This is a genomic window from Holdemania massiliensis, from assembly GCF_022440805.1.
GTDB classification, from domain to species: domain Bacteria; phylum Bacillota_I; class Bacilli_A; order Erysipelotrichales; family Erysipelotrichaceae; genus Holdemania; species Holdemania massiliensis_A.
On the sequence record NZ_JAKNTK010000001.1, the window covers coordinates 375120 to 399257 of the forward strand.

General features: G+C 46.4%; 17 protein-coding genes. 16 read left to right on the top strand and 1 reads right to left on the bottom strand.

The genetic code is table 11. The features are described from left to right. Nucleotides 1-17 precede the first annotated feature (17 nt). Together MCG46_RS01795 and MCG46_RS01800 are read left to right on the top strand one after the other, a co-directional pair. A complete protein-coding gene (locus MCG46_RS01795; protein ID WP_240277106.1) occupies nt 18-905 on the top strand; it encodes a 4Fe-4S binding protein in 888 nt (295 codons plus the stop codon). A 158-nt stretch (nt 906-1063) separates the two neighbouring features. Continuing rightward, entirely contained in the window at nt 1064-1570 is a 507-nt protein-coding gene (locus MCG46_RS01800; protein WP_240277108.1) for a hypothetical protein, read from the top strand. Between the two features lie 57 nt (nt 1571-1627). Here the strand turns inward: MCG46_RS01800 and MCG46_RS01805 are convergent, their stop codons facing one another. Further along, nucleotides 1628-3394 carry an FAD-dependent oxidoreductase gene (locus tag MCG46_RS01805; protein WP_240277109.1) on the bottom strand — a complete coding sequence of 589 codons (1767 nt, stop codon included), beginning with the start codon at nt 3392-3394 and terminating at the stop codon, nt 1628-1630. A 197-nt stretch (nt 3395-3591) separates the two neighbouring features. Here MCG46_RS01805 and MCG46_RS01810 point away from each other — a divergent pair, with 197 nt between their 5' ends. From MCG46_RS01810 to MCG46_RS01875, 14 genes are all read left to right on the top strand, one after another. Continuing rightward, nucleotides 3592-4500: a LysR family transcriptional regulator gene (locus tag MCG46_RS01810; protein WP_240277111.1), complete on the top strand. Its 909-nt coding sequence runs from the start codon at nt 3592-3594 to the stop codon at nt 4498-4500. Between the two features lie 330 nt (nt 4501-4830). After that, nucleotides 4831-5412 (top strand): guanylate kinase, encoded by a 582-nt coding sequence (locus MCG46_RS01815; protein WP_240277113.1) that lies wholly within the window; start codon nt 4831-4833, stop codon nt 5410-5412. 104 nt (nt 5413-5516) lie between these two features. Further along, nucleotides 5517-5774, top strand: coding sequence for a DUF6199 family natural product biosynthesis protein (locus MCG46_RS01820; protein ID WP_240277115.1), 258 nt, complete (start codon nt 5517-5519; stop codon nt 5772-5774). 222 nt (nt 5775-5996) lie between these two features. Beyond that, a complete protein-coding gene (locus MCG46_RS01825; protein ID WP_240277120.1) occupies nt 5997-6737 on the top strand; it encodes a YdcF family protein in 741 nt (246 codons plus the stop codon). A 479-nt stretch (nt 6738-7216) separates the two neighbouring features. After that, entirely contained in the window at nt 7217-14869 is a 7653-nt protein-coding gene (locus tag MCG46_RS01830; protein WP_240277122.1) for a polysaccharide lyase family 8 super-sandwich domain-containing protein, read from the top strand. Between the two features lie 370 nt (nt 14870-15239). After that, a complete protein-coding gene (locus MCG46_RS01835; RefSeq protein WP_154238685.1) occupies nt 15240-15740 on the top strand; it encodes a PTS system mannose/fructose/N-acetylgalactosamine-transporter subunit IIB in 501 nt (166 codons plus the stop codon). 20 nt (nt 15741-15760) lie between these two features. Beyond that, nucleotides 15761-16573, top strand: a complete 813-nt coding sequence (locus MCG46_RS01840; protein WP_240277123.1) for a PTS mannose/fructose/sorbose/N-acetylgalactosamine transporter subunit IIC — start codon at nt 15761-15763, stop codon at nt 16571-16573. After that, on the top strand, nt 16566-17378 hold the full coding sequence (locus MCG46_RS01845; protein WP_240277125.1) for a PTS system mannose/fructose/sorbose family transporter subunit IID: 813 nt from the start codon (nt 16566-16568) through the stop codon (nt 17376-17378). Before MCG46_RS01840 ends, MCG46_RS01845 begins: the two co-directional genes overlap by 8 nt. A gap of 29 nt (nt 17379-17407) precedes the next feature. Continuing rightward, nucleotides 17408-18253 (top strand): HAD-IIB family hydrolase, encoded by an 846-nt coding sequence (locus MCG46_RS01850; RefSeq protein WP_240277127.1) that lies wholly within the window; start codon nt 17408-17410, stop codon nt 18251-18253. After that, on the top strand, nt 18246-18665 hold the full coding sequence (locus tag MCG46_RS01855) for a PTS sugar transporter subunit IIA (RefSeq protein WP_240277130.1): 420 nt from the start codon (nt 18246-18248) through the stop codon (nt 18663-18665). Before MCG46_RS01850 ends, MCG46_RS01855 begins: the two co-directional genes overlap by 8 nt. Before the next feature lie 9 nt (nt 18666-18674). Continuing rightward, entirely contained in the window at nt 18675-19904 is a 1230-nt protein-coding gene (locus tag MCG46_RS01860) for a hypothetical protein (RefSeq protein ID WP_240277132.1), read from the top strand. Nucleotides 19905-19975: 71 nt separating this feature from the next. Next, the gene (locus MCG46_RS01865) at nt 19976-21910 is read left to right on the top strand and encodes an HTH domain-containing protein (RefSeq protein ID WP_240277134.1); all 1935 of its coding nucleotides are present in this window, start codon (nt 19976-19978) and stop codon (nt 21908-21910) included. A 2-nt stretch (nt 21911-21912) separates the two neighbouring features. Next, the gene (locus MCG46_RS01870) at nt 21913-22356 is read left to right on the top strand and encodes a hypothetical protein (protein ID WP_240277136.1); all 444 of its coding nucleotides are present in this window, start codon (nt 21913-21915) and stop codon (nt 22354-22356) included. Between the two features lie 286 nt (nt 22357-22642). Continuing rightward, nucleotides 22643-23983, top strand: coding sequence for an ATP-binding protein (locus tag MCG46_RS01875; protein WP_240277137.1), 1341 nt, complete (start codon nt 22643-22645; stop codon nt 23981-23983). Nucleotides 23984-24138: the final 155 nt, after the last annotated feature.

Consider the following 24138-nt stretch of genomic DNA (forward strand, 5'->3'; position numbering starts at 1 on the left):
CGAGGGAGGATTTAGAAATGAAGAAGGAAATATCACGTCGAAATTTCATTAAAGGAACTGCCGCTTTAACCGCTGGAGCAGCTCTAATGGGACTGGCAGGATGCGCTCAGGAAGAGGCGCAAACAACCCCGGAAGCACCAAAATCGAAACATGTAAAGGTTGCGGTTTTTTCACCAACGGAAGGAACGAAGAATGCGGCTGCGATGTTGGCTGCGAAGTTCTCAGATGATGTTGAGTTCGCTGACCTGACCAACGCTGCATCCCGAACTGAGGAAGTCACGTTTACCGCAGAGGATCTGGCGATTGTAGCCGCGCCGTCCTATGGCGGACAGATTCCGATGATCGAAGGTCTGTTTACTAATTTAAAAGGGGATAATACACCTTGCGTGGTCGTTTGTGCTTTTGGCAACCGAGCCGCGGAAAACGTCTATGCCAACATTGCCAACATTGTGTCGGCTCAGGGATTTGTGGTTGTCGGAGCGATCGGCCTGGTTACGCCGCATGTCTTCTCCAGCAACGCCAAAGCAGGCCACAGCCGGCCCAATGTTGAGGACAATCAGATCATGGCGGAATTTGCGAAGAAAGTCATGGATAAGCTGAACAGCGGTACGATTGAGGCGATGAAGCTGGAAGGCTCCGCGGAAGTTGATTTCGCTAAGGAAATCTCCGTAGCGCCGAAAGAATTCAAAGTGGAAAACTGCGTAAAGTGCGGAGCATGTGCTACGAATTGTTCTACAGGAGCGATTGATCCGCAGACTTTAGAAATTGATGAATCAAAATGTATCAACTGCATGCGCTGTTCCTTCGTCTGTGAATTCAATGCCCGTTCTTATGACACGGCTGTAAAACGTGAATTCATCGAAGGAAAACTGTCAACAAAGAAACCTGTTGAATATTTTGTTTAATTAGACAATAAAGAAATCGGAATTGGGTCATACAGACCATTAAAAGCCGCAGATCATCTGCGGTTTTTAAATGTTTCATTTCAAATATTTACTTTGATAGAACTGAAAAAAGGATTAAGCTTAAAGAAAGGGAACAGCATATGAATTGTGTGGGGGTCATGATGAAATATAAAACAAACTGGTTGGGAATTATTCTTATCGCTATGGCATTGCTCGTTTTAGGCGTTGTTTTTATCTTGAATCTTGTTCGTGAAGAACAGGAATTCAGGGGATTAAAAACACTTTCGGTTTTCCAATTTGATAATGATGGGGATGATGTGAAGCCGCAGGGAAGAATGGAACTAGAAAGTACCGTTGATTTTCTTACTCTGGAATTGAATGGACAAACCTGTCGGATTGCTAAGCCGGAAGGTTTGGTTGGGGCATATCAAGGCGGACCTTATTTTTGTGAAAGCAATATTCCGTGGGCAATCTATTTTGGGAAGCATTATGATACGATTGGAATTGCCGAACTGACCCATGTCTTAATTCATGGTGATCAACGCAGTTTCCAGTATACAGGAAGCTATTTTCTATGCTTTATTCAAAATGAATCTTATAAGCTGAACAAACAAGAATGTATCCGGCGCTTTAAAAAATTAACTTCTGCCCCATTGTGGGATTAAACAAAAAAAGCATAAGAAAATCCGGCAAACGTAAGCTCGCCGGATTATTCAGTTCAATTAAAGCTCAGCCAATTCACGGCCTAACATATAGGACAACGTGCAGCAGACAGCACCTAAGTTCTGTCCAGGCATAACGAAGTTGTACGAGTTGGCATAGAAATCGCCGACCATGATGCCTGTGTTGTACAAGCCCTCAATCGGCTGATCATTCGCGTCACAGACCTGCAGATGATCGTTCGTGCGCAGACCGCCGCAGACGGTTAAGAAAGTTGCGCCAGTGACTTTGGAACCATAGAACGGAGCGGTATCGATCGGATAGAGAACTTCCGGATTAACATGATATTCCTCATCCAGGCCAGCCTTGGCATATTCATTGTAGCGCTTGATGCTGGCGAGGGCATTGGCTTTGACTTCATCGCTGTAGCCTTCATACATCTTTTCAACCAATTCTTCTAAGGTATCCGCTTTGAAGTAGTTGGAATTGCTGTTCCACATTTCAATATATTCTTCCGGTGAATAAGCTTTAATGCCGTTTTCTTCATCGACGCAGTGGCCAAACGGTTCCCATTGATCCTGGGTGTAAGCATAGTTGACATCCCAAACCCCGAAAGCAGTCCGTTCCGGCAGCTGCAGTACAGACATGGCGCCATAGGCAAAGTTGGTTACTTCATTCTGATACCGCTGACCGCGGACATCCAGATTCAATCCCCAGAAGTTGGAAATTACCGCATGAGAAGGTCCCGGAACACCGCCGTTGATCATCGGAGCACAAGGATAAGTTTTCTGCCAGGCTGCGCCGACCCACAATCCCATTTTCTGTCCGTCGCCTGGCATTAAACCGTTGTAGACTAAACCGGCATCGTAATCAACCTCATCCGACAGTGTATCCTTGAAAATTTCATACGCCCATGGTGAATACTTGGCCATCATATCCTTATTGCGGGAGAAGTCGCCGGTAGCCAGGACAATCGCCTTGCGTCCGACATATTTAACATAGCTGCCGTCTTCTTTCTGCGCGATGACCGCGGATACTCGGCCGGTATTCTCATTTTCGCGAATCAGATATTTTGCGACCGTTTTATAATGAATTTCACCGCCCATGTCAGCGATATGGCTGGCATAAGCCTGAGCCTGCAGCGGGGCACCGAACAAGGCGCCGAACGGCTGTTCCTCATTCCAGAAATTGTGGGAAGCACTCGGTACGGTCAGGACTCCATCAGGATCGTAATAACCTGGCTCCAGGCATACATGTAAGCCTTTGGCTTCCATCTTGTCAATCATCCAGTCTACAGATTCAGCACTGTTGTTGATCCAGCGTTCCCATTTCTTTTTATCCATGAAATAAGTGCCGGAAGTCTGTTCGGTTTTAACGATTTCCCGGGCAATCTCTGGTGAATAATCAATTCCCTTCGCTTTTTGATATTTAGAACCCACGGCATGATTGGAACCACCGCGGGAATACGGCTGCGAACCGGCGGAGAACATCAGAACGTCAGCTCCCTGTTCCATCGCGGAACACATGGTGCATAAACCCGCCATACCGGAACCGATGACAATGATATCATGTTCGATCGTTTCCTTAATCTCTGATTCGGGAATCGGATCAGGGGCAATTTCAAATGACCATTTTGTCTGCGTAAAGGTCTCTGCGGTTAAAACGTTGTTTCCAGCAGGGGCTGATGAAGCTTCCGGCGTTTTGGCTTCGTTGTCTGAGGCACATCCGCCCAACATGCCGGCTGCGGCTAAGCCGACGGCTCCGGCCGCCGCGCCTTTGATAAAGTCCCGTCGGGAGATTCCAGATGTTGCTTTGTCTGTGTTTTTCATTTCTTTCCTCCTCGTTTTATGAGCTTTGTTCGCTTATGTCAGGATTGACAATAAATGCACAATGCTCTTTAATGGTTATTGTAGGCGTTTTCTGACCAAGTAAAAAGCAGTCTTTTTTTGCGCAGGCGCAAGAGAAAATTACTTTGTTCAGAAAGGATCAAGTTTAGTTTCAGTCAGAAAAGACAGGGGGAGTATGGATGGATATCCAGCATCTGCGTTATTTCTTAACCGTCAGCCGAACGCTCAACTATACCAAAGCCGCAGAGGAATTATATATCAGCCGCCAAGCCGTTGCTCAGGCTGTCCGGCAGCTGGAAACTGAGCTGCAGTCGCCGTTGTTGATCAATCGCAAAAATACATTGGCACTGACGCCTTTAGGGAAGGTGTTTCAGAAGGAAGCCAGTAAAATTGTACGGTCATTTGGTCAGTTTGAGGCGGCAATGCTGAAACAGGCAGAGGATAAGAAAAACGAATTACGGATAGTCATGGGCGCGGGAATTGTCTTAAATCTTTCAGCGGAGATGTTTGCGAACTTTTCCACTGCGTATACTTCGATTCTATTGTCCACAAAAGAAGAAGACAATGAAGCGATTCTGCGCCATGTTGAAGAAGGCGAGGCGGACCTGGGGTTAATCGGAACAACCCCAGCGTATATTCAAGGCTTTCGCTCGTGCTTAATCAAGAAGAGTGATCTGCATGTCTGCCTGCATATTGATCATCCCTTAGCGAAAAAGGAATCGTTGACCTTTCAGGATTTAAAAGGCGTACCGATGGTCGGCTTTGGGGAAAAGTATGATCTGCATCGCTATTATGTTCAGAAGTGTCATGAAAATGGCTTTGCGCCCACCTTTTCGATCATTACGGCCGATGTGAATATATCCCGCAATCTGGTCCTGGAAAATCGATCGGTCAGTTTCGCTTTTCCGGATTACCGCAAGGACAGCCATCCTTCTGTCTCCAAAGTGAAGGTGCTGCCGTTAAATCTGGGGGAAACCGATGCTTGGGGTATTTATGCCATCACGCGAAGTGACGAAGAGATTACGCTGCCCCAACAGCTGTTCATTGAGTTTATGCAGCGTCAGGCAGGAACGGCCCTGTCTTGTTAGGCTTTGGCGTCGGCTTTAATCTGAGTGCTGCGCTTATTTTCTAAGAGCGGGAACAGGAAGCCTTAAAGGAGCTTTGATTATGCTTCTTTGACTGTCTGACGTCTTTAATTGTGCAGTGAAAGCAGCAGCTAAATTAAAATTTGTCAGGGATTCTGTTCAGCCATCCGGCTTTTCTTGATATAATAGATCCAGAAGAACAGATTTCAGTAGAAATGCAAATGTAAATAAATCATCGTGTTGAAAAACTTTACAATTTTTAAAGAAAACATTTGTCATTATGCCGCATTTGCGGTATAACTACATTATGAAATCTTAGGGAGGGGCGAGTTTATGGCAAAAGGATTGGTAGTGATTCTCAGCGGCGTCAGCAGTATTGGTAAAGATCAGGTTCGTCAGAAGCTGCTGAATGATCCGGAATTGGGCTTAATGGATATCATATCCCTGACCACACGGCCAAAGAAAGAAACGGAACGGGATGGTTCAGATTATTATTTTGTAAATCATAAGGATTTTGCGGATGCCGTGCGTGATCATCGAATGCTGGAATATACGGAATTCAACGGATATTATTATGGAACTCCGGCTGAACATGTGGAGTTTCTGACGGCTATGGGCAAGCATGTGCTGATCTCAGTGGAAGCTCAGGGCGTTGGTCAGATTCGGATTAAACACCCGGATAACAAAGCTTTTTTCCTCGTGCCGACAAGTCTGGAAGAACTGGAAAAACAGATTCGACAGCGATATCATGCGGATGAGGCAAGTATTAATCTGCGGATGAATAAAGCGAAAACTGAATTAGAGCTGGCGAATATCTTCGGAACGTGTGTGCCGCTGACCTCGGATGAAGAAGTTTTCAACATCATTAAAAAGGAATTGTTGGAAGAACTGAAAAATCGCGAACAGAATTCATAAGAGCTGGCAGCTGCCGGCTTTTCTATAGTGCCAGACAAGCAAGGTGGATAGAGATCGGACATTCAATCCTTATTCATGGATGTAAAAATCAGCTGAATGCAGGAATGATTCTGAAGTTTAAGAATGGAAGTATGTTCATCATCATTGCCAGTTTAATCATAATCTATCTGGGATGGTTTATCTTTTCCAAACCGGAAAAAGTTTGGGAAATGCGGTATCAATTCTTTGTCAAAGGCGGAGAACCTACGCAGTACGCTATTTTCTGCATCAGATTCACCGGCATTGTTTTGATTCTTGCGGGAGCAATGTTAATCGCGCTCTATATCCTTGAAATCATCAGCATTGTTTCTTCAAAAACGTGAAATGCTGCCTAAGACAAATGGATAAATGAAAGTGAAGGTTGAAAAGACGTTTAGCTTCCGATTTCTGTATGGAATAGCCGGATTATTACGCTGTTTTATTTCAATTTGGAACAAAAAAGAAAGAAACTGGAGAAACACTTACAGTGAACTTAAGGTTTTCTGACTTTCCCTGTATTTTAAATAAAATATGCTATTCTAACAGGGTAAAGGCAGGCGATAAAGATGAACAGAAAAAGAATTTTAATCATTTTAGGAGGAATTTGTTTGGGTTATGCCTGCCTGACCTGTCTTACGGTTTCCCTGCAGTTTGGCAATGCTTTTTTTCTCATTCTCGGTATGTTGCTAATTTGTGAAGCACTCATCCATGAAAAGTTAGGAAAGCAAAGCAAGCATGTGATCAATTGTCTGGGGTTGGTTGGCAGCGGAATAGCTCTGATTTTAATCGTTCTGATGATCGGCGCGGCGAATGTCCGTTTTTCCTCTACAGATGTTCAGGGATCCACGGTTATCGTACTGGGCGCGAAGATCAATGAAGATCGTCCCAGCCTGATTTTGCGTCGTCGTCTTCAGGCCGCTTTAACGTATGCTCAGGAACATCCTGAGAGTCAGATCATTGTGACAGGCGGGCAGGGTGAAGGCGAAATCTATACAGAGAGTGCTGTGATGAAAAAATGGCTGATGGATAACGGGCTGGAGGCCGAACGGATTTTTGAGGAAAATCAAGCGCGAAATACCGGTGAAAATTTAAGGTATTCGCTTGAACTGTTAAGACAAAATGAACTGAGTGAAAAGGTTGTGATTGTTACAGACAGCTTCCATCAGCTGCGGGCGTCAATTTTGGCTAAACAGCTGGGAATCGAACAGATTGAAGCGGTGAACTCGGAAACTCCGCTTTCGCTGATTCCGATGTATACCGTAAGAGAATGGTTCGGATTGGTAAAAGCCTTGGTTCTTCAAAGATAAGCAGATAAGATTTCTCGGCGGATGTCTGAGAAATCTTTTTTGCAATTTCTGGGAATATTCCAGCATCCCAGAGAAAGTGAATGATGAAAGAACTTTGCAGTGCCTGAAATTAAAGCTCGCGGATAAAGATGGAATAAGAATTAAAAACGAGAAATTAAGAATTAAAATGAAAACTTGTTTTAACCTTTAGTAAACATGGAAATCACAGATATAATCATAATTTATTTCGCGGAAATTCCCAAAGTTAGATTTTGTATTCTTCAATAACGCTTTTATAAAAGGCTTAAAATGATGCATAAGTATAATTTATACATTAGTAAATATTACTTATGGATTGGAAATGCTTATTGGACAAGCTTCTTTTCCCATGCTAAATTGAAAACGTGATAACGCTTACAAACTTTTTCTTATTTCTTTATCCGACTGCGGATAATTAAGGAATGAAAAGGGGCGGAAGCAGGGGAAGAGAGGAAAGTAAGATGAAAAAACTGTTCAGTTTTCTGGCAGCCATTGTCACAGCATTGACTGTGATCGTTCCAAGTCAGGCTGTCCCGATCTTGGCTGAGCCGACTGCGTCACCGGTGACCCTTCGTGTCGGAACCTGGAATATAGCCGCAGGAACGCACCCGAATCTTGGCGAAATGTCCAGTGTGATTGCGGAAAACAACCTGGAGGTTGTTGCGGTTCAGGAAGTCGATATGTTCAATAACCGTAATAATGTGGATATGTTGATGGGCTTAACCAGTTCCGAATTATCGCATACGGACTTTGCGAAATTCCGCAATTATGAGGGTGGGGAATTTGGGATCGGATTTGTTTCGCATTATCCGATTCTGCAATCCTCCGCAAGTCCTCTGGAAACTTACGAGTTAGAAGCAACCAAGGTTGCCCAGCGGATCGTAATTGAAAAAGAAGGCAAGCAGATTGCGCTGTACAATGTCCATCTGAGCGCGCAGACGCCAAAACAAATGACCGCCAGGGAACTGCGTCAGGTGCAGTTTCTGCAGCTGGCCAACATGATTGCGAAGGATCCGATCGAATACAAAGTGATCATGGGTGATTTCAATGCGGATCAGGATACCTATGAGTTTTCCCGCATGCTGGATTTCTTCAATATGGCGAATGGCCGCAATGATCAGTGGCAAAGAACTTATTGGCCGGACGATGATCCGGCAATGAAAGTGTTTAGTGTGGATAATATTCTGGCGACGAAAAATATCCAGATCGACAATTTTGAAGTGGTTCAGAATCAGCTTTCGGATCATTATCTGCTGTGTGCGGATCTGACGCTTTCCGAAGAAAAAGCTCCGGATCTGCGCAAGAATTTAGCCCTGGGGGCTGCTGTTGAGGTAAGCTCCAGTGATGAAGGGACCTCAGCTTTCAGCCTAGTTGATTATCAATATGGAAAAGGCTGGACTTCGTCCGAGGCCAGTGCTGAAATTACCGTGCAGCTGGATCATGCGGTTGAAAATGCCCAGGTGAAGCTGCATTGGGGTGAGCAGAAGCCATCGCATTATACGCTCAGCACTTCTATTTCAGGGAAGACCTGGACAAAAGTGGCAGAAGTGAATCAGCCGCAGGTCATGGATTCTCTTTCCGCAGGGAATGCTCGTTACATCAAGCTGGAGCTGATGGAGAAAACGACGGATCTTTACGATCTGCGGGAAATCGAAGTGTTTGGTCAGTTCAATGCGGCTTTGGATGCAGCCAATGAGAATATCCTCGACAATAGCGGATTTGAAATGTGGGAACCGATCGTGATACCGCATCCGCTGCAGCCAAATGGGACCTGGTGGGATAAAGATATCTGGGAAAATGATCTGAAGACCCAGCCATGGATTTATCAAATCTATTTGGGAGAGCAAGCGATGACCCCATATTATATGGCTTATCAGGATAAGCAGGATAAGCATGAAGGCGAATGTTCCGTGCGTGTTGAAAAACGCGTTGGTGCGACCAATGAAGCGTATTTCAAACTTCAGAATTATCCGTTTGTTAAAGATCAGACTTATAAGATTTCATTTTGGTACAAGACTGCAGATATGAGCTCTGAGAGCTTAAATTTGAAAATCTTTAACGTAGATCACCCGATCAAAAACAATACCGAATGGACGCATTTTGAAGGTGAATACAAAGCGAATGCAGCAACGTCGTTAGTCAATCTTTACTTAAAAGACGTTTCCAATAAACCTGTAAATACCGGTACTTTCTGGATTGATGATTTCCAGATCATTCCGGTATCTACATCTGAACCGCTTCCGGTTTACGCACAATCACTGGAAGTCCAGATGAATGTTTCACGGTTAGCGGTGAATGACACAGCCCAGGCAACCGTTCAGGTTATTCCGGAGGATGCTGAGGATCAGGATGTCGTCTGGTCTTCATCTAACCCTAAGGCAGCGACGGTTGATAAAAATGGGAAAGTGAGCGCTGTCGGGCGAGGCAAGACGCTGATTACAGCCACCTCAACATCCAATTCCTTGATGAGAGCTTCGGTTCCGCTGACAGTTTACAGCGATAAGATTGAGATTCAGGCTTTGGAAGAAGCAATTTCTGAAGCTGAAACCTTGTCTTCTGAGAATTATACGCAGGGCAGCTGGACTCGTTTGGAAACAGCATTGACTGAAGCCAAAGCGCTGCTCAGTTCATCAGAGCTGGATCAGGATGCGGTCGATGCGGCACTGGAGTCTATAAAGCAGGCGATGAAATACCTGGTCGAAACCAGTGAAATCGATACGGCTTATGAAAAGATCATGAATTACTGGGTGAATGAATTAGTCGGTGATTCCTCAGGAACCTTCCAGGATCCTGTTTATCTGGAGAATGTTCAAAGTCTGGATCAGAAATCCCTGAATTATCTGAATACGATGAAAGATCCGATGTCCCCGGATACCAGCGAATTGTGGACAGACAAAGCGATGAATGATGCGGAAATGGGGGCAAAGGTAACGGAAGCCCTGGATCGCCTGAAGATGATTGCGACCCAGTATCAGACACCGCAGTCAGCTTTGTATCAGGATGATGCGGTAAGAATTCAGATTTTAGAAGCCATGGAATTCATTTTGGCCAATAAATATGGACCGAATACCAAAAAAGGCTCGTCAAACTGGTGGGATTGGGAAATCGGCAGCCCGCGTTCAATGATGGATGTTTCCTTCCTGATGCGCGATGAAATGCCAACAACAATGAAACAGTCTGTTGTAAAAACCATTGACCGGTTCGTTCCGAAAGCTGATTATCGACTCGGCAGCTCGTTGAAAGAAACTGGCGCTAATCTGATTGATAAAGTTTCCATCGTGATCAAGCGTGCCGCTTTTGAAGGCAACAGCAGCCGTCTTGAGCATGCTCAGTCCTGCATGGCGCCGCTGTTTACCTATGTCACCTCTGGCGACGGCTTCTACAAGGACGGCAGCTTCATCCAGCATACTTCCATTCCTTATAATGGCTCCTACGGCTTTGTCCTGTTGGATGAGCTGACAAACTGCATCATCATGCTGAACTTTACCGAGCATGCTGTCAGTCCGGAAAACGTCGCCCTGTATGAAACATTCCTGAATGATTCCTTTATCCCATTCTTATCCTACGGCGGCAACGTTCTGGATTTAGTCCGCGGCCGTGCGGTATCCCGAATGGCTCAGCAGGGTGATACCATGGGCATGAAGATGATGGGAACGATTCTGCAGTATGCGGAAACTGTCGATACAGAATCCGCTGCCCAGATCCGTGCAAAACTGAAAACAATTGCCCAGGAGAAATTTAGTCAGCCGCAAACCCAGGATTTCTCATTGGTTCCTTACAGTGATTACATTCGCGTTCAGGTACTGCGGAATACTGAGGATGTCGAGGCTGCGACCCGTCAGAGCAGTTATAACGTTTACTCCTATATGGACAGAACAGTAGTTCATCGGGAAGATTTCACCTTTACGGTTTCCAATTCCTCCAAACGGATGTACAACACCGAGCAGGGCAATGATGAAAACAACAAAGGCCGATATCAGGGAATGGGGCATACCCAAATTTATACCTCGGATATCAGTCAGTATAATGACCATTACTTTGCGACTGTGGATAACTACCGTGTCAGCGGCGTGACCACAGCCCATCAGGATATCAGCTTTAATACCAGCGGTCAGTCTGCCTGGGCGGGCGGCACCACGCTGGATGGCGTCAATGGGGTCAGCGGTCTGATTCTGACCGGCGATAAACCGTTCAGTAAGCCGAGTGCCAGCGGAACCGGAAATGACTCCAATGTCAGCGGCAGCCGTTCGGGCATCAGTGCTTATAAATCCTACTTTGTCTTTGGCGATCAGCTGATTTTCTTAGGCACGGGGATTACGAATGACGGCAGTGACCCGAATGTTGCCGTCGTTGAAACAATTGTGGATAACCGCAAGATCAAGGCGGATGGATCCAATACCTTGATCGTGGATGGTGACGTCTATCTCAGCGCCAACGGCGAAGAAGTATTGACGAATCCTGCCTATGCCTGGCTGCAGAGCAATGCCGATGACGCCATTGGATATGTCTTCCTGAATCCTGCCGAGGTTCTGATTAAGAAGGAAACGCGCACAGGGACATGGTATGACGTCAACAGGCTTGCCAAATTTACAGATTATACGGAAAGAACCAACAACTTCTTATCCTTAGCTGTTCAGCATGGTCAAAAACCAACAGATAGCCAGTATGCTTACATCGTTCTGCCGCAGGTAAGTCAGGAAGAAACAGCCAGCTATCGTGCGGATGAACACATTGCCATCATCAAGCAGGAAGGCGGAGTTCATGCCCTGAAAGATTTGGCCAGCGGTCAGATCGCCATGAATTTCTTTGTCGCCGGCACAGCGGGGGATGTCACTGTTGACAAGTCGTCCGCAATGATTCTGGATAAGGCGGACAATGCGGAGACGCTGCGTCTGGCAGTCAGTGACCCTACACGGTCATTGAGTGAAATCACAATTACGATTGACAATGTCAATCCGCAGCATTTAGGTGTTCTGAGCGGCGATGCTCAGATCATCCGGGCGGAAGGCAGCTCTGTTTCCCTGAAGGTTCGTTTTGACATCAAAGATGGTCAGCCAAGAGTGGTTGAACTCGGAACATCCTATGATAATCAGTCGATCAACTATGCTTCGCAGGCTAACGGTGCGCATGCTGCAACGGGAACTTCACAAGTAGGTGAAAACCGTGCCCCGGCTTTCGCTAATGATGGCGATTCCTCAACCCGCTGGGCATCAGATTATACCAAAGGCAATGACGAACAGGGCAGTAATCTTGATGCGGAAACCAAAGCGAGAGAAAACGACCAGTGGCTGGATATCAACCTTGGACAAAAGCGCACGATTTCCCAAGTCGTTATTACCTGGGAAGCTGCGAATGCCCGCGAATATCTACTGCAGGGATCCTTGGATGGGGAAACGTATTTTGATCTGTACCACGCGGTCATTGCCAATGCCGGCAAGACCCCTCGGACCGATACCCTGAGCTTTGATGCCGCAGAAACACAGTATCTGCGGATGCAGGGAATTGAACGTTCGCATTATCAGGGCGGATATTCGATCTTCGAGATTGAGGCGTATGAAAAGGTTTCGTTAAGTGCTTCGATGGATAAAGCAAAAACATTATTGGAACAGTACGGTGATGCTTCAGCCTTTGTTTCGGAAACTGTCTATAATCAACTCAAAGAAAAGGTGGAAGAAGCATTAGCAGCCGCGGAAGCCTTAATAAAATTGGGTGCTGCCTATGAGGATGCCGAATTGGCAAGAATCGTGAATGAGCTGGAAATGGCCAGCCGGGATTTCAACGCCGCGGTACTGCACGTTGAGCAAGTGATCATCAGCGAAGGGGATTCGTACTTATTAGGCAAGAATGAAGGCGTGCAGCTGCATGCGTCGATCCTGCCGGCGAATGCCTACAATTCAGCAATTCGCTGGGAAAGCAGTGATCCTGCAGTCGCTGCTGTCAATGAGAGCGGTTATGTTCAGGCAGTCAATGGCGGAACAGCCGTAATCAAGGCAATCGCTCTGGATAATGAAGTCAGTGCCCAAATTGAGATTACGGTGGAATCAAAAGTCACCGGCATTACTATCGAACCAGCGGAAGTTACCGTTCTGCGTGCAGAAACGGTGACACTGCAGGCTAAAGTGGAGCCGAGTGATTCCAATAATCAAAACGTGATCTGGACTTCTTCCGATGAAAGTGTAGCGACCGTCGATGAAAATGGCGTCGTCACGGCTCATACAATCGGTTTAGCAACGATGACCGCCACCACAGAAGAAGGCGGATATCAGGCGAGCAGTACAGTAAGAGTCAGTGCGGATCTGAAAGGAAATAATCAGATGATCGGTGCGACGGCAACGGCATCCTCGACTGTCAGTGCCTCCGGGGTAAGTCCGCAGGGAGCCGTAGATCAGGATTACACTACACGCTGGGCATCCAATTACAAGAATATCACTGAGGCAGAAGCTGAAGATCAGTGGTTGTTGATGGAACTGCCGGAGGCCCGGACAATCAATGAAATTCGGATCACTTGGTTCTCGGAAACGGTTTATGGCAAAGAGTATCAGATTCTGGGTTCCATGGATGGTGAAAACTTTGAAGTCATGGCAGAGATTACCGAGGGTCAGAATAAACAGTTCATTATTGACTGCAATGAAATGACAGTCAAATTCATCAAATTTAAGGGAATCAAGCGCACCGCAACCAACGGCGGTTACGGCATTGTTGAATTTGAAGCGTATTACAATCCGGAAATTGTGGATCAGCTGATTGAAGCCAAAGTGCTGGCAAGCCGTTACGGTGAAGATCTGGTTGGAAGCTATGCTGGTTATCAGCAGCTGAAAACCGCCATCACTGAAACAGAAGCCCTGATTGACAGAGACTTCACTGGAGCTGAAATTCAACAGATGCGTGAAGCTCTGATCGCCGGCATGGAAGCGTACCGTGCTGAGATTGTTGAAGTCACAGGTGTCCAGATATCGCAGCCGGAATTGACGCTGGAGATTAAGACCCAGGCTCAGATTGAAGCTTCCGTCACTCCGGAAAACGCAACAGACAAACAGTTAATCTATACGACAAGCAATGATTCCATTGCCGAAGTTGATGCCGCTGGCTTGATTACGGCCAAACGCAAAGGTCAAGCTGTGATTACAGTCACTTCCCGTGACGGTGGTCACAAAGCCACGGTGAATGTGACGATTACGGCCTTTACAGACAATCCGCCGGTGATCACCGCCAACAATGTTACGATTGCATTAGGAAGTGAATTCAATCCGCTTGATTATGCTATCGTCAGCGATGTGGAAGATCAGGATCTCACTTTGACTTCTGAACATGTCATCGCCAATGATGTCAATCCTACGCTTGCCGGAGTTTATCATGTCACATACAAGGTCACAGATTCAGCCGGCAATGAAGCTGAAAAGACCATCACTGTAACGGTGATGCAGGATCCGGAAGAAGTGACGCTGACCAGTGAACAGGGAATTAAAATTATCGGCTTGTTTACGGATACGGATTCAGTGGAAGTCAAGGATCTGACCGCTGATCATGAAGGCTTTGATCGTCAGGAAATTGTCAAGGTCTGGCAGCTGAAGATGGGCAGCAGTTCCAGAAGCCGCGGCTTAACGCAGTATGAAGTCCGCATTCCATTTACGGAAAAGAAAGACGGAATTCATTTGTATCGCTATCACATTTCCTATCAGCCAATCTCCGATTTCAAATTTGAAGGCGATGAACTCGTATTCAATACGACAGTGCTCGATGGTGTTTATGTGATTACCCACAGCCAGCCGGATCCAGCTCCGAATACGCCGTCAGATTCCTCGGATGAGGTTAATTCCGCGAACCCAGCCGTTCCGGCAGTTCCGGAAAAGCCAAAATCCACAGGCAGCTTCTGGAGTTCCTTGTTTGGAAACAAGAAGCAAACGGAAGAAGAATCGACGCCAATTGAAGAAGCAGAATCTCCGGCTCAGAATGAATCGAAGCCGGAAGCTCCTGCGCCAACAGCACAGCCGGAAAAGACACCGGAAGTGAAGCCGGAAGAAAAATCCGCATCTTCCCCATGGATGTTGGTCGGCGGCACTGTTGTGATCGTGGCAGCAGGTGCAGCATTATGGATGCTGAAGAAAAGAAAATAATCAGTGACTCAGGGTTTTCTCTAACCTGAAACACAAATGCCAGAGAAGCAGACTTCACACAGAGGTCTGCTTTTCAATTCGCTTTATTTTCTCAGTTATCATTTTTCAACCTAAGTAGTGATGGCGTTTTATCGGTTAAAATCGCAGTCAATCCCAATTGGTTCAGCATAAAGCAGAGATTCCAGGAGGTCTTCCCGGATCTCTTTTTTTGCTTTTTTGGACTCTGAAATCCAGCTTGGATAGGACTGTCTATGACATTTTATTCATCCTAATCAACGATCGGTTCAAAGAATTTCCGCTTAAAGCGGAATTGAGGAATGATTTCTGCTTCTGTCTGGATGCTAGAATAGGCACAGAAAGGAGAATTTTGATGAATATTCTGAACTATCGTGTGGACGACCGCTTAGTGCATGGCTGTGTCGCGACAATGTGGGTACCGAAGCTTCACATTGAACGCGTGATTTGCATCGACGACGAAAGCGCCAATAATCCAATGCTGAAAAATGCCTTGCGCATGGCGACGCCCAACGGCGTCTTCCTGTCCGTCTTAACGCACGAAAAAGCCATTGAAAACCTCAAAGCCGACCGTTATCAAAATCAATCCGTCATGATCGTAGCCAAAAGTCCTAAAACCTTCCTGAAACTGGTGGAAAACGGAATCGCCGTGCCGATGTTAACCCTGGGCAATCTCGGAAACATCGACAAAACCGCAGACTCGGTGGTGATCAGCCGCTACATCACGGTCAACGACGAGGAAGCTGAGATTTTAAAGCAGCTGCATGAAAAAGGGGTAGAGCTGGAGGCTAAGCTGCAGCCGACGGATGATTCGATTTCCAATTTCTATCAGGTGATGATGGAAAAGCGGAAATAATGGAGAGAGGAGAGAATTGAATGTTTAACCCGATACAGATCATTTTACTGATTTTAGCCTGTCATATCATCGGAACTCTAGGTCAAAATGTTCAGTTGGTCGCAAAGTTCGGCGGTCAGCAGGTATTCCGCGGCTTGATTGCCGGCGCGATTATGGGGGACGTGAAAACCGGTCTGCTGATCGGCGGTACCTTCCAGCTGATGTCGATGGGACTCGCTGCTTACGGCGGAGCCTCCATCCCTAACTTCAATACAGCCTTGTGGATTTCCGTACCGTTTGCGATCGCTTCCGGTACAGACGCTCCGCTGGAGCTGGCAATGGCGGTCGGCGTTCCGGTCGCCACGCTGGGTATCCAGCTGGACGTCATTGCCAAGACAGTCAACTCCTATTGGTATCACCGTGCGGAAAAGCATGTTGAAAAACGCGAATATAAGAAATTATACCGCGATATTCTGATTGGTGAATACGGTTTCGGCCGCGCCGCATTAGGGCAGACATTACCGGTCATCATCTTCTTACTGCTGGGCGAGCCGATTGTTCAGCTGATTATCAATTATATGCCGGCCTGGCTAACCACGGCGTTGGGAACGGTCTCCGGTGTTCTTCCAGCCTTGGGCATGGCGCTGTTAATGCTGTATATGCCGGTCAAAGAGAACTTTCATTACTTACTTTTGGGATTTGTGCTTTATGTCTTCTTCGGTCAGTCCATCCTGGCGATCACCTTGGTGGGTGCCGTGATTGCGGTCGTCTTATTTAAACGGATGGAAAAAGAATCCAAGGCAGGAGCCAACGCTTATGTGAATGTAGATGCAGGAGGAATCGGCGATGAGTGAAACAAATAAAAAACTGACAAAGAAAGAACTGCGTAAATTCTCAGTACGTTATGCCTTAACCGCACAAGCCTGTCAGAGCTATGAAGCGATGCAGGGTGTTGCCTGTGCCTATTCCATGGGACCTTTCTTTGAGGAATGGTTTGCGGATGATCCGGATCTGTTACAACAGAAATTCCAGAACAATTTAAAATTCTTTAACTGTCAGACCTATTTCGGGGCAGCGATTACCGCAGCTGCTCTGGCGATTGAACAAGATCGAGATCCATCCTCGCTGCAGTTAGCAGCCTCATTAAAGACATCCTTGATGGGCCCGTTCTCAGGGATCGGCGATGCCCTGTTCAACACCATTCCGAAAGTGGTCATGGGTGCCATGACGGCCTATGCCGCGATTGAAGGCAACTGGATTACCTGTATTATCATGATTGCGATTTTTACACCGCTGATCACCTGGGTTCGTCAGAAACTGATTGAAATCGGGTATTACGGCGGAGCGGAGCTAATCACTTCACGCAAGGATCAGCTGAACAACATCCGTGATGCGGTTTCAGTCTTGGGCGTTATCGTTATCGGTGCGCTGATTCCATCCTTAGTTAAGGTAACCACTCCGCTGGCGATCACCATCGGCGACGCTTCGCAGACCATTCAATCGATTCTGGACGGAATTCTGCCGGCTCTGCTTCCATGTATCGTCACCGCCGTCACCTATTTTGGACTGACGAAGATCAAAGGCATGAATACGGTCAAAATGGTCTGGATTATGATCGTGGCCACAATTCTTCTGTCTTACTTCGGCATCCTGGCTTAAAATGACGGAACTCAGTTCCACTTGAACGAATGAGGACGTCAATCTCAAAAATCCGGCTGGCCGCTTTCGATTTTGATGGTACGTTAGTCCCCAAAGATATCCCCAACCTGGATCTGGAAACGGACATTGTGAGGCTGCTGCAGAAACTTCGGCAGCAGGGGGTTTACATCACGGTTGCGACCGGCCGGCATCCTTCCTATATTCTTAAACGTATCCATCGCTTTGCCTTCGATGCGATTGTCGGCTATTCCGGCAATGTCACATTGATCGCCAATCAGCTGCAGGCTTTTACCTTTGAGCCTGCCATTGTTCGGCAGATTGCAGCCTATGCCGGCCAGCTGTCTCAGATCGACGTTACGGCGTATACGAAGGAAGGGATCGCCTGCTGCGGCAGCCGCAAGCATCAGGCTGAATTGAAAGCTCGGCTGGCTCAGACAGAACGCATCTGTGATCTCAACGGTGTGACCGAATTTCTGCTTTCTGAGGAGTCTTCCGTGTCGGCGATGATGGTAAGCCGGCTTTGTCTGCGCTATGCTGATCCTTCGCAGGCAGCCGCAATCCAGGCCGCTTTTCCAAAACAGTTTCATGATTATCGGTTGGTCAGAACCGGAAACCGACAGATGGAAGTCCTGCATGCCAGCCGCTCCAAAGCAACGGAAATGCTGAAGCTTGCTGCTCAATTCCAAGTGAGGGCCGATCAGGTTGCGGCCGTTGGCGATGATGAAAACGATCTGGAAATGCTGCAGCGATTTCATCCCAGCTACTATGTCGGTTCCCATCATCCGCTTCTGCAGCAGGCTGCAGACTATACAGCTGCCAGCTGCCGCGATGTCTTAGCCGCATTGACCAACAAAGAGGGAGAAAGGAATGCTTAAAATCTTATTAGCCAGTCATGGCAATCTGTGCCTGGGCATGTTGGAAACACTCCAGCTTTTTACCCAGGAAACTCGTCACATTCAGGCGATTCCGTTTTATACGGAAGACCCTGACCGCAATCCGGAAGCAGAACTGAACGATTTTATTCACAATCTTCAGGAAAGCGATACTGCGATTGTATTGACCGATATCCTGTGGGGAAGTGTCAATCAACAGCTGATGATGAAGCTGAGCGACAAGCCGCAGGTTCATCTGATCACAGGGCTGAATCTGCCCCTGTTACTGGAACTGGTCACAATGAATCCGGAGACGATCAATCCGGAAACAATCGCTGAAAAAGTGAATCACTGCCGTGACTCGATTGTTTATATGCGTGAATATGCCATTGAAAATTTGGATGGCGATGAATAGGAGGACTTTATGGTAAAAGTAACGACAACCACAACCGTGAATATTACGCCGGATCATCCGACCTATATTGCCGGGCATGCGATGCGGACTGAGAAGTTCAAAGGGGTCCATGATGACATTGAAGCAACATGTTTGGGATTGGAAGTCGATGGAAAACGCTTTCTCTGGATCGAAGCCGACATTTCCAATTTTGACAGCGGTTTTGTCCGGCTGTTCAAATATCATCTTGTGGAATATGACCATATCCCGTATGATCATATCATTCTGAGCGCCGATCATAGTCATTCCGCTCCGCTGCTTTTGACGCGGAATCCGGAAATGCCGCATGATGATGCCTGGCGGAAAGAAGTCCTTGAAAAATTAATCTGCGGTGCGGAAGAAACCTTGAACAAAGAGTTCCATGAAGTCGCACGTGTGCAGTACACGACAGGAGAATCGCAGGGCTTTTACGGCAACCGCAATGCCCGGGATAAATACGGCGATACCCAGATCGTTGTCATTGAATTCAAGGATGCAGCGGAGAAGACGATTTCCGCTTTAGTCAATATGTCCTGTCATTCCACCGTACTCTCCCCGGAAGAATATCAGATTTCAGGGGATTTATTGGCCGCAGTGCGGCGTGAGCTGATCCCATATCTGAACGTAACGCCGTTAATCTGCAATGGCAATGCCGGGGATATGTCCAACCGCCTGTATCGGCAGAACAATGATTTTGCGGAGCTGAAGCGTGTCAGCAGCGGGATTGCCAAGCAGATATCTCAGTTCACGCAGACATGTGATCTGGAATTGGCCAAGCCGGAGGTCCGGAGTTTTACTTACAAGGTTGAATATGATCCGGACATTGAGGTGCTGAAAGCCCGTCTGGCACAGTCGAAGGCAAAACTGGAACAGGCTGAAGCCTACGATGAACGCAAGTGGCTGATCTCTGAAATCAACGGCTTCGAGCGCAAGATCAAAGCCGGGCATGTGAAGCTGGAGCTGGAAACAACGATCCTTCGCATGCAGGATCTGGAGATTGTCGTTCTGCCTTGCGAGCTGGTTTCAGCGTTTGGCCGTCAGATCAAGAAAAGCTCTCAGGCCAAAGCCTGCTTCGTCTGGGGTTATGCCAATGGTCAAAACGGATACGTTGTGGAAGCCAGCGAATTCGGCGGCGGTCATGACGGGATTTCCACTCAGATGCCAAAGGGCAAGGCGGAAGAATACGTCGCTCTGATCATTCAGAATTTGTTTGATAATTAAACCATGAAAGAATCCCCGTTGAAAGCGTTCTGCCTTTGATGGGGATTCTTTGTTAGAACAGGAGGGAGCCTATGGTCTATAACTTTACTTCCCGTGAGAAGAATATCCTGCATTATCTGTCGATCAGCGAGACTTATACTCTGGGAAAACAGCTGGCTGCCGTAACCGGGGTGAGCGAGCGGACGATCCGTGATGACATTAAGCGAATCAACCAAGTGTTATATTCTGAGGAGCTGGACGATGCCTTCGAACTGGTCAGCTGCCACACCAAAGGCTATAAGGTTCTGATCAAGGAACCTCGTCAGTTTAAGCAGTTTATGAAGGATCTGGATTATGATGTTAATACAATGGAGCGGGAGCTGATCAATTTCCGAGAACGGGAAATCCGGCTTCTAGCGATACTGATGAAGGATGTTACATTATACCGGCTTTCACAAATGTTGTATTTCAGCGAATCCACGATCCGCGCGCTGATCAAAAAATCCAACAGCACTTCGGTAAAAAGTCATTATACGATGAAAGTGGCCAATGGAAAGCTGAGGGTCAACGGCAATGAGATTTCAATTCGGATCGCAGCCTTGAAAACCATTTATGTTAATCCTGAATATAAAGGCATTCCTGATCATATTTACCGTGAGATTACCAATCCAGAATTTGAGGGGAATGTGTATTCAGTCCTGCAGACCATTTTTAAAAAGACTTCAACACTGAGCGTTCCGTCGCTGTTGTTTCAGTACCTGTCAAAGTCGCTGTGGATTGCCTACCGGCGCAATCAGTTTAAAAAGGTTGTGAAATTCACTGAGGATGAGAAACGAATGCTGGAAGCGTATGATGTTGAATTTGAAACGGCGGAAGCGATCGTAAAACTATTGGATCGCCGGCATCATTATGAATTTCTGCGGGAGGATATTTATTTTCTGGCGATGATCCTGATTTCTTTTGGCAACCGCCGTAATTTGATGATTCAGGAAATGGATAATGAATCCTATGCTCTGTGCAAGTTTGTCACTGCGGAAATTATGAAGGATTTCTTTGCCGGGAGTCAATCTGAGATGGCGGATTCACTGATGGAAAACCTGTCCTTGTTTTTCTGGGGTTTTCGTGTGCGCAATCATTTTGACATCAGCCGACAGACGATGGGCGTGACGCGGGTAAAGCGCAAGCTGATCACTGCGTCCGAATACAGCCGTAAGATTGCGCGCTTGCTGGAAGCCAAGATTCAGGCTAGAATTTCCGACAAGGAAATGGTCTTTCTGACCGTGTGCATGGCGGAAGGTTTGGAAGCCAGTAAGGAACGAAAGCGGCAGAGTATTCTTGTGACCAGTAAGTACGGAGCCTGTGAGGCAAAACGTTACGCCGCTCAGCTGCAGCATCATTTCCACAACACCATTCAGCGGATCGGAATCTGTGAGCTGTATGAGATTGAACAAGTCTATGCGGAGTATGACGTCATCTTGGTCAATGACCGCAAGCTGGCCAGCCAGGATGAGAAATTCGCTTATTACAGATCGTACAGTACGGTCAACACGATCAGCCGGCAGACTCGATATCGGATCTGTCAGATTTGCGATGCCTATTGGTTTTATCATCAGCTCAGCGCCGATTGTTTTCTGACGAATTTAAATTTAAAATCCAAGCTTGAAGTCTTCCGATTCATTGCGAAGAAGCTGCTTCCGAAGACGCAGGATCAAAAAGAACAGGTAAATCTTCTGCTGGATAACGATAAACGGCTGACTTGTGAATGTGGTTACCGGGTTGCGTTGATCGCCTTGGTAGAACCGGAATTTGAAAAAAATGAGATTTATTTCATGATTCTTAAAAACGCGATCTCCTGGAACCAGCGGTTCGTTCAGAATATCATCTTGTTAAAAATGAAAAGTGATTTAGATCTGCAGAATTATGAAATGGGATTGCAGGAAATGTTGATAGATCCGGATAAATGCAGCTTGCTGATCGGAGAACCGAACTTAAATACGCTGCGGAAAATATTGAAAGTGGAGGAATAAGAATGAGAATGAAAGAAGCAGTTCATGCAGATGAGAAAAAGGTCAGAATCGGCGCAAAGCCCAAAATATCCTCAATCCTTTCTCTGATCTTCGCGGTGATGATGCTGGGATCCGGCAGTCCAGGATTAATGGTATTGGGGGCTGTTTTCGGCGGGATTTCCCTGATCGTCATCTTTGTGGTCCGAGATGAAATCAAGGCTGAAATTTCTGCCGGCCGCCTGCTTTTCTATCATAAAGCCGGGGAAGTCTTCTGTGATATTGCACTGGATGAGATCGTGGAATGGAATACGCTGAACAAGGGAATTGAGATTCAGACCCGGGATCAACAACGTTATTTCGTGGATACCTACGATACGATCAAGGCACATCATGTGCTGAAGAAGGTTCTGCCACACCAGGAAACAGCCGCCTTGCTTCAACAGAAGCGTAAGCATCGAAAGAGGTAAATCCTGTCTGGCAGGAAAGAAGATCGGGAAGAGGGGTTTACAGCTGTTTAATGGGTTAGGAAAGTTTTGTGAGGAGTACGATGAAACTCAAATAAAATGAATGTTGAAAACAGGAAAAGTCTAGGCTTGAAATCAGCTCCTTTTCACAGAAAAATATATAAAAGTGTGATGAAAATCACGTTATTATTTATAATTGTGTGATTGCTGATTGCGGTTTTGTATTTGAATGCATATAATAAAAGTGTGATCGGCATCAATGTACATTTTGTGTAAGGGTGGTGAATCGATGGAACGATTGATTTTGAAGAAACTTCTGGCTTGGAAGAATTCACCTTATCGAAAACCTTTAATTTTAAAAGGTGTGAGACAGGTAGGAAAAACCTGGGTTCTTAAGGAGTTCGGCAGACGTTATTATGAGAATACGGCCTATTTTAACTTTGACGAAAATGAGGAATACAAACAGTTCTTTGAAACGACTAAGGATGTTAATCGGATTTTGCAGAATCTGATGATGGTCAGCGGTCAAAAAATTGTACCGGAAAAGACGCTTATTCTCTTTGATGAGGTGCAGGATTGTCCTAAGGTTATCAATTCGATGAAGTATTTCTGTGAAAATGCACCGGAGTATCACATTGCCTGTGCCGGTTCTCTGTTGGGTATTGCTTTGGCGAAACCCTCCTCTTTTCCTGTTGGTAAAGTCAACTTTATGCAGATCGATCCTATGACTTTTGAGGAGTTCTTGTTGGCTAACGGCGATGATTCCCTGAAAGCATTTTTGGAAAGTTGGGATACGCTAGAGCCTATTCCGGAGGCTTTCTTTAATCCGCTCTATGAGAAACTCAAGATGTACTATGTGACCGGAGGGATGCCGGAGGCGGTCCTGATGTGGACGGAAGCCCGGGATGTAGCTGCTATGCAGGAAGCGCTGTCAGGGATTATTGAAGCTTACCAGCGGGATTTTGCCAAACATCCAGATACGACGGAATTCCCTAAAATTTCGATGATCTGGAAATCCATACCCTCACAGCTGGCAAGAGAGAATAAAAAGTTTTTATATAAAGTTGTCAAGGAAGGCGCAAGAGCCCGCGAATATGAGGATGCTTTACAATGGCTGGTCGATGCTCGGCTAGTGCATAAAATTTACCGCAGCTCAGCGCCGGGGCTGCCTGTAGCTGCTTATGACGACCTGTCTTCCTTTAAAATTTATCTTGTCGATGTAGGATTGCTTCGTCGTCTGGCTCAGCTGGCGCCTACAGCCTTCGGGGAAGGAAATCGCTTATTTACTGAGTTCAAGGGTGCATTGACGGAAAACTTTGTGCTCCAGACATTGGTCACCCAGTTTGAAGTTGTCCCTCGTTATTGGACCCAGAACAATCCTCCTTATGAAGTCGATTTTCTCATACAACGAGAAAATGAGATTTTTCCTGTTGAGGTCAAATCTGAAACCAATACGACCAGTAAGAGCCTTAAGAAATTTAAAGAACTGTTCCCAGACCAAGTGAAGCTCCGTATTCGATTCTCTCTGGATAATTTGAAACTGGATGATGATATGCTGAACATTCCGCTGTTTATGGCTGATCAAACAGACCGATTAATCGGCTTGGCATTACAACAGCGCAAATTTTAATTTGCAGAATTACTCATTCAGAGGAGTCTGGATTCGTGTATTGATGACATTGATGCTTTTATGTGCTCTCTTTTCAATAAAACTTCGTGTGGAGGATGAAAAGAGAGCTTTTAATATAGAATCCAACAAGGAAAGAGGTCACAGAAAGTGCGCCG